The 12,255-nt window shown below is 69.4% G+C and carries 14 protein-coding genes; 4 read left to right on the top strand and 10 right to left on the bottom strand.

Features of this window, described 5'->3' with window-relative positions; genetic code table 11:
• Window positions 1–18: 18 nt before the first annotated feature.
• Both AVP41_RS01500 and AVP41_RS01495 read right to left on the bottom strand, forming a co-directional pair.
• Window positions 19–843 carry an HpcH/HpaI aldolase/citrate lyase family protein gene (locus tag AVP41_RS01500; RefSeq protein ID WP_067159763.1) on the bottom strand — a complete coding sequence of 275 codons (825 nt, stop codon included), beginning with the start codon at window positions 841–843 and terminating at the stop codon, window positions 19–21.
• 16 nt (window positions 844–859) lie between these two features.
• Window positions 860–2,002: an acyl-CoA dehydrogenase family protein gene (locus tag AVP41_RS01495; protein ID WP_067159760.1), complete on the bottom strand. Its 1,143-nt coding sequence runs from the start codon at window positions 2,000–2,002 to the stop codon at window positions 860–862.
• A 105-nt stretch (window positions 2,003–2,107) separates the two neighbouring features.
• On the opposite strand from AVP41_RS01495, the gene AVP41_RS01490 reads away from it, so the two are divergent.
• Window positions 2,108–2,716, top strand: coding sequence for a TetR/AcrR family transcriptional regulator (locus AVP41_RS01490; RefSeq protein ID WP_067159756.1), 609 nt, complete (start codon window positions 2,108–2,110; stop codon window positions 2,714–2,716).
• A gap of 31 nt (window positions 2,717–2,747) precedes the next feature.
• On the opposite strand, the gene AVP41_RS01485 is transcribed toward AVP41_RS01490, so the two are convergent.
• The 3 genes from AVP41_RS01485 to AVP41_RS01475 are packed head-to-tail and all read right to left on the bottom strand — an operon-like array spanning window position 2,748 to window position 6,279.
• A complete protein-coding gene (locus AVP41_RS01485; RefSeq protein WP_067159753.1) occupies window positions 2,748–4,124 on the bottom strand; it encodes a dihydrolipoamide acetyltransferase family protein in 1,377 nt (458 codons plus the stop codon).
• Complete coding sequence (locus AVP41_RS01480; RefSeq protein WP_067159750.1) at window positions 4,121–5,149, bottom strand: alpha-ketoacid dehydrogenase subunit beta; 1,029 nt, start codon at window positions 5,147–5,149, stop codon at window positions 4,121–4,123. The genes AVP41_RS01485 and AVP41_RS01480 overlap by 4 nt, the downstream gene beginning before the upstream one ends.
• Window positions 5,146–6,279: a thiamine pyrophosphate-dependent dehydrogenase E1 component subunit alpha gene (locus AVP41_RS01475; protein ID WP_067159747.1), complete on the bottom strand. Its 1,134-nt coding sequence runs from the start codon at window positions 6,277–6,279 to the stop codon at window positions 5,146–5,148. Before AVP41_RS01475 ends, AVP41_RS01480 begins: the two co-directional genes overlap by 4 nt.
• A 188-nt stretch (window positions 6,280–6,467) precedes the next feature.
• On the opposite strand from AVP41_RS01475, the gene AVP41_RS01470 reads away from it, so the two are divergent.
• On the top strand, window positions 6,468–6,941 hold the full coding sequence (locus tag AVP41_RS01470) for an Lrp/AsnC family transcriptional regulator (RefSeq protein ID WP_067159744.1): 474 nt from the start codon (window positions 6,468–6,470) through the stop codon (window positions 6,939–6,941).
• Here the strand turns inward: AVP41_RS01470 and AVP41_RS01465 are convergent.
• Window positions 6,889–7,905, bottom strand: a complete 1,017-nt coding sequence (locus AVP41_RS01465) for an EamA family transporter (RefSeq protein WP_442922768.1) — start codon at window positions 7,903–7,905, stop codon at window positions 6,889–6,891. The genes AVP41_RS01470 and AVP41_RS01465 overlap by 53 nt on opposite strands.
• A gap of 73 nt (window positions 7,906–7,978) precedes the next feature.
• Here AVP41_RS01465 and AVP41_RS01460 point away from each other — a divergent pair, with 73 nt between their 5' ends.
• A complete protein-coding gene (locus tag AVP41_RS01460) occupies window positions 7,979–8,539 on the top strand; it encodes a CGNR zinc finger domain-containing protein (RefSeq protein ID WP_067159738.1) in 561 nt (186 codons plus the stop codon).
• On the opposite strand, the gene AVP41_RS01455 is transcribed toward AVP41_RS01460, so the two are convergent.
• Window positions 8,499–9,404, bottom strand: coding sequence for an alpha/beta fold hydrolase (locus AVP41_RS01455; protein ID WP_067162679.1), 906 nt, complete (start codon window positions 9,402–9,404; stop codon window positions 8,499–8,501). The genes AVP41_RS01460 and AVP41_RS01455 overlap by 41 nt on opposite strands.
• 202 nt (window positions 9,405–9,606) lie before the next feature.
• Between AVP41_RS01455 and AVP41_RS01450 the strand changes: the two genes are divergently transcribed.
• Window positions 9,607–10,272, top strand: coding sequence for an exonuclease domain-containing protein (locus tag AVP41_RS01450; RefSeq protein WP_231902695.1), 666 nt, complete (start codon window positions 9,607–9,609; stop codon window positions 10,270–10,272).
• A 27-nt stretch (window positions 10,273–10,299) separates the two neighbouring features.
• Here AVP41_RS01450 and AVP41_RS01445 read toward each other — a convergent pair whose 3' ends face one another.
• The 3 genes from AVP41_RS01445 to AVP41_RS01435 form a co-directional block, all read right to left on the bottom strand.
• Window positions 10,300–11,019, bottom strand: a complete 720-nt coding sequence (locus tag AVP41_RS01445; RefSeq protein ID WP_067159731.1) for a hypothetical protein — start codon at window positions 11,017–11,019, stop codon at window positions 10,300–10,302.
• A gap of 72 nt (window positions 11,020–11,091) precedes the next feature.
• Complete coding sequence (locus tag AVP41_RS01440; RefSeq protein WP_067159728.1) at window positions 11,092–11,349, bottom strand: type B 50S ribosomal protein L31; 258 nt, start codon at window positions 11,347–11,349, stop codon at window positions 11,092–11,094.
• A 109-nt stretch (window positions 11,350–11,458) separates the two neighbouring features.
• Window positions 11,459–12,250 (bottom strand): ABC transporter ATP-binding protein, encoded by a 792-nt coding sequence (locus AVP41_RS01435; protein WP_067159725.1) that lies wholly within the window; start codon window positions 12,248–12,250, stop codon window positions 11,459–11,461.
• Window positions 12,251–12,255: the final 5 nt, after the last annotated feature.

Genomic DNA, 12,255 nt, shown 5'->3' with positions numbered 1-12,255 from the left:
GCAGCCGGTGATCCCGGGCTATGCGACCGCGCGGCGGAGCACGGTGCGCGCGTGCCGCAGCACCGGCTCATCGACCATCCGTCCACGGAATCGGAAGACTCCACCCTCGGTCGCCGCGGCGGCGATCACGTCGCGCGCCCAGGTCAGCTCGGCGTCGCTCGGGCGGTAGGCCTCACGGATCGTCTCCACCTGAGAAGGGTGGATGCAAGCCGTCGCCGTGAAGCCGCTGGCCGCCGCATCGGTGGCCTCACGGCGGAGCCCGCGCACGTCGGCGATGTCGAGGTGGACCGCGTCGATGGCGGCTTTCCCCGCGGCACCGGCAGCCAGGAGCACGCGCGAGCGGGCGTAGCGCGCGATGTCACGGTACGTGCCGCGTGGCTTCCGGCTGGAGGTCCCCCCGAGAGAGGCGACCAGGTCTTCGGCCCCCCACATGAGGGCGACGACGTTCTCACGGGAGGCGAGTCGCTCCGCGGCCGCGACCCCGCGCGCCGTCTCGCAGAGGGCGATCACACGGAAGCGTGGGTCGATCCGCCCGATGCGCTTCGGGGACTCCGCCTTCGCGATCATGATCGTGCGGTAGTCCGTCTGCGAGAGGGTCGCGAGATCGGAGGCGAAGGACTCCCCTCCCACCGGATTCACCCGGACAACCACCCGTGACGGGTCGAGGGGCTGATCGATCAGGTGGCCGCGCGCGGCGGCTTTCGCGCTGTCCGCCACGGCGTCCTCGAGGTCGAGGATGACCGCGTCGGAGCGCTCCATCGCCTTCTCGAAACGCTCCGGCCGGTCCGCGGGACAGAACAGCAGGGCGGGGCCCAGATCGAAGCTCCGACTCGTCTCGCTCACCTCGTCAGGCTATCCGTCAGGCGACGCCGAGCGCGCGGGCGATCACGAGCAGCTGTACTTCGGTCGTCCCCTCGCCGATCTCCAGGACCTTCGAGTCGCGGAAGTGCCGTGCCGATGCGTACTCGTTCATGAAGCCGTTGCCGCCGAGGATCTGCGTGGCGTCGCGGGCGTTGTCCATCGCCGCATCACTGGCCGTGAGCTTCGCGATCGCCGCCTCCGCCTTGAACGGCAGTCCGCTGTCACGAAGGCGAGCGGCGTGCTGCCATCCGAGCCGGGCGTTGTGCACGCGCTGACGCATGCGGGCGAGGGTGAACTGTACGTGCTGCCGGGAGGCGAGCGGCTCGCCGAAGACGCGGCGGGACGTGGCGTAGGCGAGCGCTTCTTCCAGACATCCCTCCGCCGCCCCCGTGGACAGTGCAGCGATCGCGATACGACCTTCGTCGAGGATGTTCAGGAAGTTCGCATACCCCCTCCCCTGCTCGCCGAGCAGGTTCGCCACCGGCACCCGCACGCCATCGAAGGTGAGGGGGTGGGTGTCCGACGCGTGCCAGCCGACCTTGTCGTACGCCGGCCCCACCTGGAAGCCCGGCGCGTCGGTCGGGACGATCAGGGTGGAGATCTCCTTGCGACCATCGTGTTCGCCGGTGACGGCGGTCACGGTGACGAAGCGCGTCAGCGGCGTGCCGGAGTTCGTGATGAACTGCTTCGCACCGTCGATCACCCACTCTTCGCCCTCTCGTCGCGCCATCGTGCGCGTGGCGCCGGCATCGGATCCCGCCTCGGGCTCGGTGAGGCCGAACCCGGCCAGCGCCTCGCCTCGCAGGAGCGACGGGAGGAGCTCCCGCTTCTGTTCCTCGGTGCCGAAGCGATAGACCGGCATCGCACCGAGCCCGACGCCCGCCTCCAGGGTGATCGCCAGCGACTGATCCACGCGGGCGATGGCCTCGATCGCCAGGCACAGGGCGAAGTAGTCGCCGCCCTGACCCCCGTACTCCTCGGGGAACGGCAATCCGAACAGGCCCAGCTCCCCCATCCCTGCGACGACGTCCAGCGGGAGGGTCTTCGTGCGATCGGCCTCGTAGGACCGCGGAGCGACCACCTGCTCCGCGAAATCGCGCACGAGCGCTGCGAGCTCGCGCTCCTCTTCGGTCATGTTCATGTCATCTCCATCGACGTCACGAAGGCCCCCGGCGCTTGCTGGCGAGAGACGCACTCGGTTAGCTTTCACTCACCGACACCCCGAGGTTAGCGAGGGTTAACTGAGATGGCAATGGGAGTCACCGACCGCGAGCGCGCCAAGGCGGACCGACACCGATCGCTCGTGCGCGCCGCGGCACGCCTGTTCGCCGAGCGAGGATACGTAGGGGCGACGCTCGAGGATCTCGGCGCCCAAGTGGGGGTCAGCGGTCCCGCCCTCTATCGCCACTTCCAGAACAAGCAGGCGCTCCTGGCCGAGATCCTGCTGGGGGTCAGCGAACGCCTCCTCGCCGGCGGACGCGCCGCGCGCGACGCGCACTCCATCGCCGCCGAGGCCCTGCCCGCACTCGTCGACTTCCACGTCGCGTTCGCCCTGGCCGACGCCGACGTCATCCGCGTCCAGGATCGCGATCTCGATCAGCTGGCGCCGGAGACGCGCGCGCGGGTGCGAGAGCTCCAGCGGGAGTACCTCGACATCTGGGTGGACGTCCTCCACCAGCTCCGCCCCGATCGCCCCGTCCCCGAGAACCGGACGCGGGCGCTGGCCGCGATCGGCCTGATCAACTCGACGCCCCACAGCGCCCGCCGCGCCCGGGAGTCGACCCTCCGCTCCGGCGGCCAGGAGTCCGTGCACGGCGTCCTCCGGGAGATGGCGCTCGCCGCACTGCAGGCGTGATGCTCGTCTTCCCTGCGAGGGCATCGACCGATCAGGCGAGCAGGAGCGTGCGCGCGGGATCGTGCAGCACCTCGCCGACGGCGTGAAGGAACCTCGCACCCTGCTCCCCGTCGACCACACGGTGATCGAAGGACAGGCTCAACGTGAGCACGTCGCGCAATGCCACCTCTCCTCGGTGCTCCCACGGCTGCCGTCGGACGGTGCCGACCCCCAGGATCCCGGTCTCCCCGGGATTGAGGATCGGAGTGCCGGCGTCCACGCCGAAGACACCGAAGTTCGTGAGGGAGAAGGTGCTCCCCCGGAGGCGGTCGAGAGGCGTCCGCCCGTCACGAGCGGTGCGCGCGAGATCGCCGATCGCTTCGGCCAGCTCCACGAGCGAGAGCCCCTCGGCGTGAGGAATGTGCGGGACGACGAGCCCCCGCTCGGTCGCGGCGGCGATACCGAGATGAACGTGTCGGTACTGGACGATCTCCCCGCCCGCGTCGTCCCAGTGGGCATTGAGCTCGGGATGTCGAGGAAGCGCGAGGCACACCGCCTTCGCCACGAGGGCCAGCACTCCGACGCGGACCTCGCCGGTGGCGCCGTCCTCACGCAGGTCGTCGAGGAAACGCATCGAGCGCGTGACGTCGACGCTCAGGAAGACCGTCACATGCGGCGCGGTGAAGGCGCTCTCGACCATGGCGGCGGCCGTCGCCTTGCGGACACCGCGAATCGGGATCCGCGTCTCGTCGATGGCCGCCCTCCCGCCGGACGCTTCGCGCTCCGCCCCCACCGGCACCGTCGGTCGGTCGTGAACGGCCGGTCGTGCTGCCGCCGCGCGTTCGACGTCGGCGCGTGTGATCAGTCGGTCGGGACCCGTGGGCTCGATGGCCGTGAGGTCCACGCCCAGGTCTCTCGCGAGCGCGCGAACGGGCGGCGTGGAGCGCGGACGCTCCGACAGGGAACCGTCCTCGGCAAGCGCATCGACGGCATCGTGCGGGGCGGCCGCGCGGGCATCGATCTCGCTGTCTGGCGCCCCCTCGTGCGGTGCTCGTCTCGGCCGACGGCGTGGGCGCTCCGACGATCGCTGAGGGGCACCATACCCCACGAGGTTGGGCGGGTCGGCGGCGTCGCGTTCGGGCACCGCACGTGTCTCACCCGACTCCTCCGACGACGCGGACTCGTCGCCCGTGTCGACATCGAAGGAGACCAGAAGATCGCCGACGGCGACCACGTCTCCCTCTCGGTGCTGCAGATGGGCGACGACGCCGGCGTACGGCGAGGGCAGCTCGACGACGGCCTTCGCGGTCTCCACTTCGGCGAGCGTCTGATTCAGAGCCACCTCATCTCCGGGCGCCACGTGCCACTGCACGATCTCGGCCTCGGGGAGTCCCTCACCGAGATCGGGCAGACGGAACTCGGCGATCACGCGACCACCCCCGCTCCCGCGCGGGGCACGTCCCGCACCCGGTCGACGGCGTCGAGAAGCCGGTCAAGATCGGGAAGATGGTGCTTCTCGAGCTTCGCGGGCGGATAGGGGATGTCGTGGCCGGTCACCCGCAACGGGGCGGCCTCGAGGTAGGGGAAGCACCTTTCGGTCACCGACGCGATCAGTTCGGCTCCGACGCCGCCTTCTCGCGCCGCCTCGTGCGTGACCACGACGCGACCGGTCTTGCGCACCGATGCGGTGATCGTCCGGTAGTCCACCGGAGACAGCGAACGCAGATCGATGACCTCGAGAGAGACGCCCTCGTCCTCCGCCGCGATGGCTGCATCCAGCGCCGTCGTCACCTGTGCGCCGTACGTGAGGATCGTGACGTCTTCGCCCGGGCGCACGACTCTGGCCACGCCCATCGGAGGCGCATCGGCGATGTCGCCGTCGAGGTCGACGGGACCCTTCGCGTGGTACAGGCGTTTGGGCTCGAAGAACACGACCGGATCGTCGCACGCGATCGCCTGCCGGAGCATGGTGTACGCGTCTTGGGGATGGGAGACCGCCACCACTCGGAGCCCCGCGGTGTGGACGAAGTACGCTTCGGGAGATTCGGAGTGGTGTTCGGCCGCCCCCACGCCCCCGGCCCACGGGATACGGATCGTGATCGGCATCTTCACTCGCCCTTGTGTGCGGTACTGGAGCTTGGCCACCTGGCAGACGATCTGATCGAAGGCGGGGTAGACGAACCCGTCGAACTGGATCTCCACCACCGGCCGGTACCCCCGGTACGCCAGGCCGACAGCGGTACCGACGATTCCCGACTCGGCAAGAGGGGTGTCCACCACACGGTCGCTGCCGAACTCGTCGAGGAGTCCGTCCGTGATTCGGAACACTCCGCCGAGGCGGCCGATGTCCTCGCCCATCACGAGCACGCGCTCGTCGTCGCGCATGGCGCGCCGGAGGCCGGCACCGAGAGCCTTCCCCATGGTCAGTTCACTGGCTCGCGTCGACTCCGTCATCGAGAACCCCCTTCGTCGGGCGCGAAGCCCGCCAGGTACGAGGCGAAAGCCGCGCGCTGCTCGTCGATCCCCGCATGCGGCTGGGCATAGACGTCGTCGAGCACCTCGATAGCCGGCCGTGTGACGGCGTTGATCGCGGCGGCACGCATCCGAGACGTGAACTCCCCCGCCACCGCGTCGATCTCGGCTCGGAACCCTTCGTCGAACGCTCCGACGGCGGTGAGGTGTCGTTCGAGGCGGAGCAGCGGATCGCGCGCACGCCAGATCTCCAGTTCCTCGGCGGAGCGGTAGCGGGTGGGGTCGTCCGAGGTCGTGTGAGGCCCCATGCGGTAGGTGACTGCCTCGAGGAACACCGGGCCGCCGCCGCTTCGCGCATGGTCGAGCGCCCACCGCATCGCCGCGGTCGAGGCGATCACGTCGTTTCCATCGACCCGGAGACTCGGGATGCCGAATCCCGGAGCCCGGGCGGCGAGCGGCACAGCAGCCTGCACCGAGACCGGCTCCGAGATCGCCCAGTGGTTGTTCGAGCAGACGAACACCACGGGCGCCCCGAAGGAGGCCGCGAAGACCATGGCCTCGTTCACGTCGCCCTGGCTCGTGGCCCCGTCGCCGAAGTAGGCGACCGCGACCTGGTCGGACCTGTCGCGCTGAATGCCCATCGCGTATCCGACCGCGTGCAGCGTCTGCGCGCCGATGATGATCTGCGGCGGAGCGACGTGGAGGGCGTACGGATCGATGGTGGAAAGGGCCTCTCCCCGCCACGTCAGCACCAGGTCGGCGGGAGCGGCCTCGCGGACAAGGAGGACACCGAGCTCTCGGTAGCTCGTGAAGAGGAAGTCGTCGGCCCGGCACGCGCGCGCGGTTCCGATCTGCACCGCCTCCTGACCCTGCGCCGGCGCCCAGAGCCCCAACTGGCCCTGCCGCTGCAGTGCGACGCCTTCGGCGTCCACGCGTCGCGCGACCGCCATGTCGCGGTAGAGCGTCCGCAGGCTGTCGGTGTCGAGGTCGGCGGCCCAGCGGTCCAGGCGCTCATCGCTGATCCGCTCGCCCTCGGGGGTCAGCAACTGGGCAGGCAGATCCAGATCGACGGAGGATCTCTCCTGTGTGGTCGGGGTATACGTCATCGTCATCCCTTCTGTCCGCCAGGTCGTCTCGTGAACGACACAGCGGAGAGCGTCTCGGCATCGTCGCCGGGCATCCGGGATCATGCTCCGGATGCCGCGACACTACGTCGCAGTCGCACCTAGCTCAAGCAACCAGGACCCCATTGAGCATGTTGCGCAGTTCTGACTCTCCCGACCTGCTACCGTTTCGCACTATGGGATCCCTGGACCACGTCGACCTCGAACTCCTGAGCGCGCTCGCCGACGATCACCGCGCAACGGTCGTGGCGCTCGCCGATCGCCTCGGGCTCTCCCGCAACACGGTGCAGGCGCGCATGGCGAAGCTCGAGCGATCCGGTGTCTTCGGTTCCTTCGAACGCGCCGTCTCCCCCGCTGCTCTCGGCTATCCGATCGAGGCCATGATCAGTATCGTCGTCCGCCAGGCCGATCTCCCGCGGATCACGGCAGAGCTGTCACTCATCCCGGAGGTCCTGCACGCGCACGGACTGAGCGGCCAGGTCGACCTGCTGGCTCGTGTGGCGGCCCGCGACACACAGCACCTCTTCGCCGTCGACGCGCGGATCCTCGCGATCGACGGGATCGAACGCACGGAGACCTCGCTGGTCATGGGCGAGGTCATCGGTTATCGGGTGCGACCTCTGCTGGAAGCGGCTCGACGGGAACAGTAGCCAGGTCCGGCGCCCCGGCGTCGAGGCGCACGAGGACGACGCCGAGAAGGATCAACGCCCCGCCGAGGAACTGGACGAGTCCGGGCGCCTCGCCGAGGAGCAGCCAGGCGAACAGGAGCGCGAAGAGCACCTCGGACAGGCCGACGAACGAGCCCAAGCGCGCACCGACGCGCGGGACTGCGATGATCCCCAATGCGTAGCCGACGGTCGTGCCGACGGCGCCCACCCAGAGCAACGGCATCCAGCCGGGCACCTCAACGCCGCGGAAGACGACCGTCACCGCCGGAGCAGCGAAGGGCAGCAGGCCCGTCAGCGCCAGCACCGCCATGATCGCGGCCCCGCACAGCAATCCGCCGGCGGCAAGCGCGAGGGCGGGGAGGTCGTCGCCCGTGCGCTCCGACATCACGAAATAGACGCAGACGCACAGCGCCGCGCCGAGGGCGAAGACGGTGCCCAGCGGGTCGAAGCGAGCTCCCGAGACGTCGACGACGAGGATGAGACCGACCACCGCGATCACCGCTCCGGCCAGAACGAGCCGGGACGGGGCCTTCCGCGTGCGGAGCCACACGTAGAGGACGAGGAACACGGGAGCGAGGTACTGGATGAGAAGCGCGACGGCGACCGGCATCCGCTGCATCGCCGAGAAGAAGAGAAGCTGGCAGCCGGCGACGGGAATGAGGCCGAAGGCGAGGAGGGAGAGTCCGTGGCGCCGGAAGAACGAGGACTCGCGCCGCACGGCGCGCACGAGCGCCGGCGACAGGATGGCACCGGCGAGTCCCATCCGCACGATCAACGCGGCCGACAGCGACCAGCCCTCCTCCAGCAGCGGCTTGACGAGCGGCCCGCTCGAGGAGAAGGCGAGCGCGGACACCACCGCCAGGACGAGACCTGCGTTGCGGCTGCGCGAGAGCGCTGCGGCGGGACGCCCGGACGGCGAGACGGCGACGGTTCTGGTGTGGGTCACGGGCGCTTCACCTGTCATGAGTGACCATTGGCTACACTGGTGACAGTACTGCCGAAGAGCGTCAGGAGTCAACATGGTTTTCATCCGTGACACCGAGCTGTCCCTGCGGGCGGCCGTCGCTCTGGTGAACACCCTCCCCGAGACGAACGCGGAGGGGGTCGACGGCCTGGTGTCACCCTCCGATCTCGACGACTACCTCCGGGGATTCCCCTACACCGGCGCGATCGTCCGGGACGAGGAGGAACTCGCCGCCGTGCGACGCATCCGCCCCCGCATCCGCGGACTCTGGGAGGTGGATCGCGTCGGCGCCGTCCCCCTCGTCAATGCGATGCTTCGCGACGGCCATGCGCTGCCCCAGCTCGTCATCCACGACGGCTACGACTGGCACATCCACGCCACCGAGGCATCGGCGCCGCTGGCGACGCGCATGCTCGTGGAAGCGGCGATGGCCTTCGCAGAGGTGATCCGGACCGATCAGTGGGACCGCGTCCGGCGCTGCGCAGCCGATGACTGCGACGGGGTGTACGTCGACTACTCCAAGAACGGATCCAAGCGCTACTGCGACACCGGCAACTGCGGGAACCGCATGAACGTCAACGCGTATCGTCGGCGGAAGTCCGCAGGAACCGGCTGATCGCCTCGGCCGCCTCGCGCGGCGTCTCGTAATGGATCAGGTGGCCGACTCCGGCGATCTCGACGAGTTCGGCCCGGGGGAACAGACCGCGGAGCCGTCGCTCGGCCTCGATCGGCGTGATGTCATCGCGCTCGGCGGCCACCAGGAGCGTCGGCGTCGTGATGGCGGGAGCGAACTGGCTGACGTCGTGGGAGACCGAGGTGACGAACGCCTCATGAAGAACGTCACGGTCGGCGAAACGGGAGAAGTACCGGTCGTGCTGATCGTGGATGAAGCGGCGCAGGTCGCGGTCTCTCGTCTTGGCCATCGACACGCTCATGACCCGCACGATGATCCGGCTGCGCAGCAGCGCATCGCCGAGGCGGCGTGGGAGTCGGGCGCCCGCCCAGTAGTAGAACACCGCGAGCCTCGTCAACACCCCCCGTGGCCCCTCGAGCGCGGGAGCACCGATGGGATTCACGAGGATGAGGCGGGGTGCGGGAAGCCCTCCGGCGACCGCTGCCGCCGCCACGATCGATCCGAACGAGTGTCCCAGCACGATCGCGCCCGGCGCCACTTCGGCGACGAAATCGGTGAGCCATGCGGCATACGCCTCGAGGGTGTGCCGACGCCCGGGAAGCGGCGGCGTCTCTCCGAAACCGGGGAGATCGGGAGAGAGGACACGGATGCCCTCCAGGTGAGCGACGACCGGTTCCAGTCCGTGATGCTCGCCACGGAAACCGTGGACGGCGACGATCGTCGTCGCCGCGTCCTCAGGCCCATACGTCCAGTAGGCGGTCCGTCCGCCCTCCACCTCGACCTCGCGGCGGAGGACCGGTATCGACTCCAGGCGCGCGGCGTAGGGGTGTGGAACGGAGCGGGACACCACCCGAGTCTACGAGCGCGCGTGGCGCTGACGTGCCATGTCGCCGCTTCGTCGTAGCCTCGATCGCGTGGATGGACGGCTCTGGGACGACGACTCCTGGTTCGCGGATCGCTCGACGCCCTCCTCTCGTCCTGTCGCCGCGTCTCCCGTTGCCCCTCCCTCGAAGGCTCCTGGCTCCGCCACGCACCCGTGGCTCGATCGGATCGGCGTCTTCGATCTGGAGACGACGGGCGTCGACGTCGTCCACGACAGGATCGTCACCGCCCATGTCGGCGTGCTCGACGCCGCCGGACACGTCCTGAGCGCGCGCGATTGGCTCGCCGACCCCGGTGTGGAGATCCCCGCGGGCGCCACCGCCATCCACGGTGTCACGACCCAGCGCGCACGCGAGGAGGGCGTGCCGGCGGCGGTCGTCGTCGCCGAGATCGTGGCAGAGCTGGGTGCGCTCCTCAGCGCCGGTGTGCCCGTGGTGGCCTACAACGCAGCGTTCGACTTCTCCCTGCTGAAGTACGAGGCGCTGCGTCACGGGATCCCGCCCCTCATCGACCCCGCGCCGGTCATCGACCCGCTGGTTCTCGACAAGGCGCTCGACCGCTACCGTCGCGGCAAACGCACGCTCGATGTCGTCGCGCGCCATTATGCGGTCACGCTCGATGCCGCCCATGAGGCGTCGGCCGATGCGATCGCCGCCGGGCGGGTCGCCTTGGCACTGGCCGCTCGATTCGAGTTGGCGTCCTCCGCCCACGAACTCCACGTCCGGCAGATCGGATGGGCACGCGCGCAGGCGGAGAGCCTGACCGAGTACTTCATCCAGATCGGCCGACTCGACCCCGAAGGCGCGTTGGACGGCAGCTGGCCCGTCCGCTGATCGGCCTACTCCCCCGCGGCGCGAGTGTCAGCCGTCGATGCGGAGCATGAGCCGACCCTCGTACGGGTAAGCCAGGAGTGCCACCGAGGGGCCGCTCGACGGCACCTCGCGCTCGCCCTCATACTCGTACTCGTACTCGTCGTCGATCCTGATGAGGCTCGCATCGAGGCGGATACCCGTCGCCTTCACTGCGGACGTGTCGGCGCACGAGCCGAGCGGGCCGTCGGGCACGAGGTCGACGACGACACACGTCTGGTCGCCGACCTCGCCCCACCACACCAGCGCCCTCTGGTCGGCGCTGAGCAGCGTGAGGGCGGAGTCCCACTCGTTGACGGTCAGCGCGCGCTCCCGGCTCTGGTCCACCAGGGCATCCTCGAGCCCGGGGGCGAGCATCGGGGTGGGGACCGGTTGCGGCGCGGCGGCGGGTTGCACGGCCGTCGCGGCCAGGAATCCCGCCCAGCCAGCCACCGGGAGGAGGATCGCGAGAACCACGACAGCGATCATCAGTCCCACCGGTCGCGTCCGCCGGGCAGGCGTGGCCAGATCGGCGGCGGGCATCTCGACCCGCGTCGGCTCCTCATCCGTCGCAACCGGTGGTGCTGGGGCCGCATCGAGCTGCGGCCCGGACGGATAGCGGCTGCTTTCGAGCCGCGCCAGCTGCTGCCACTCGCGCGCGGTGAGCGGCGCCCCACCCCGTCCGTAGGCTCTCTGGCGCAGATCAGCGAGGAGGTCGGCATCGGCGGTCATGCCTCTAGCCTGTCATCGCCCCCGTCCGGAGACGACGAAGCCCCGCCGGAGCGGGGCTTCGTCGGACGGCTGTCAGTTGCTGGAGCCGCCGAAGTTCTTGAAGCGCTGGTTGAACTTCTCGACGCGACCAGCCGAGTCCATGATGCGCTGCTTGCCCGTGTAGAACGGGTGCGACGCGGACGAGATCTCGACATCGATCACCGGGTAGGTGACACCGTCGAGCTCGATCGTCTTGTCGCTGGAGACGGTCGAACGGGTCAAGAAGGTCTCGCCCGAGCCGAGGTCGCGGAACACGACCGCCTGGTAGTCGGGGTGGATGTCAGTCTTCATGGGGTTCCTCACAAGGTGCCCTGGATTTGGCCAGGGACGACGGAAGTCTGCGGTGCGAGCGCACCAAAGAGAGATTCTATCACCGATCCCCGTCGAGCGATGTCGCGGGTCAGGACGGCTGGGCCGCCCGCGCCGCGTAACGCCCCTCGGCCTGCGTCAGAACGATCTCGGCGCCGAAGGTGGCCGTGAGGTTCTCGGCCGTCAGCGTCTCGGCGATCGGCCCCTGGGCGACCGCCGCGCCATCGCGGAGCAGGAGCACGTGGGTGAACCCGACGGGGATCTCCTCGACGTGGTGGGTGACCATCACCATGGCAGGAGTCGTGGGCGCCTGCGCGAAGCCGCTCAGGAGGCTCAGAAGCTCTTCACGCGCGCCGAGGTCGAGACTCGCCGACGGCTCGTCGAGCAGCAGCAGCTCCGGGTCGGTCATGACCGCTCGGGCGATCTGCACACGCTTCTGCTCACCGTCGGAGAGCGTCCCGAAGCTCCGGTCGGCGAGGTGGTCGAGCTTCCACTCCCCCAGCACGCGTCGCGCACGACGTTCGTCGATCGACTCGTACTGCTCGTTCCATCGTCCCAGCACCGAGAACGCCGCCGTGAGCACGACGTCGAGCACCGTCTCCTCGGGCGGGACGCGGCGGGCCATCGCGGACGAGGCAAACCCGATTCGCGGCCTCAACTCGAAGACGTCGGATCGACCCAACTGCTCGTCCAGGATGGTGACGGTGCCGGAGGTCGGGTGCAGGAGCGTCGAAGCGAGCTGCAGGATGGTGGTCTTCCCGGCGCCGTTCGGACCGAGGATCACCCACCGCTGGTCGTCATCGACGCTCCAATCGAGGTGATCGATGATGTTCCTCGTGTGACGGCGGACGACGACATCGGCGAACTCCAAGACCAGCGTCATGTCAC

Source organism: Microbacterium sp. TNHR37B (assembly GCF_001620065.1).
Classification (GTDB): Bacteria; Actinomycetota; Actinomycetes; order Actinomycetales; family Microbacteriaceae; genus Microbacterium.
This window is presented reverse-complemented; position numbering and strand designations above follow the sequence as displayed.

Coding starts and splice junctions, on each gene's coding strand:
- AVP41_RS01495 (WP_067159760.1), bottom strand. CDS start 2,002: ATGAACATGACCGAAGAGGAGCGCGAGCTCGCAGCGCTCGTGCGCGAT.
- AVP41_RS01490 (WP_067159756.1), top strand. CDS start 2,108: ATGGCAATGGGAGTCACCGACCGCGAGCGCGCCAAGGCGGACCGACAC.
- AVP41_RS01480 (WP_067159750.1), bottom strand. CDS start 5,149: ATGACGGAGTCGACGCGAGCCAGTGAACTGACCATGGGGAAGGCTCTC.
- AVP41_RS01475 (WP_067159747.1), bottom strand. CDS start 6,279: ATGACGATGACGTATACCCCGACCACACAGGAGAGATCCTCCGTCGAT.
- AVP41_RS01470 (WP_067159744.1), top strand. CDS start 6,468: ATGGGATCCCTGGACCACGTCGACCTCGAACTCCTGAGCGCGCTCGCC.
- AVP41_RS01460 (WP_067159738.1), top strand. CDS start 7,979: ATGGTTTTCATCCGTGACACCGAGCTGTCCCTGCGGGCGGCCGTCGCT.
- AVP41_RS01445 (WP_067159731.1), bottom strand. CDS start 11,019: ATGACCGCCGATGCCGACCTCCTCGCTGATCTGCGCCAGAGAGCCTAC.
- AVP41_RS01440 (WP_067159728.1), bottom strand. CDS start 11,349: ATGAAGACTGACATCCACCCCGACTACCAGGCGGTCGTGTTCCGCGAC.
- AVP41_RS01435 (WP_067159725.1), bottom strand. CDS start 12,250: ATGACGCTGGTCTTGGAGTTCGCCGATGTCGTCGTCCGCCGTCACACG.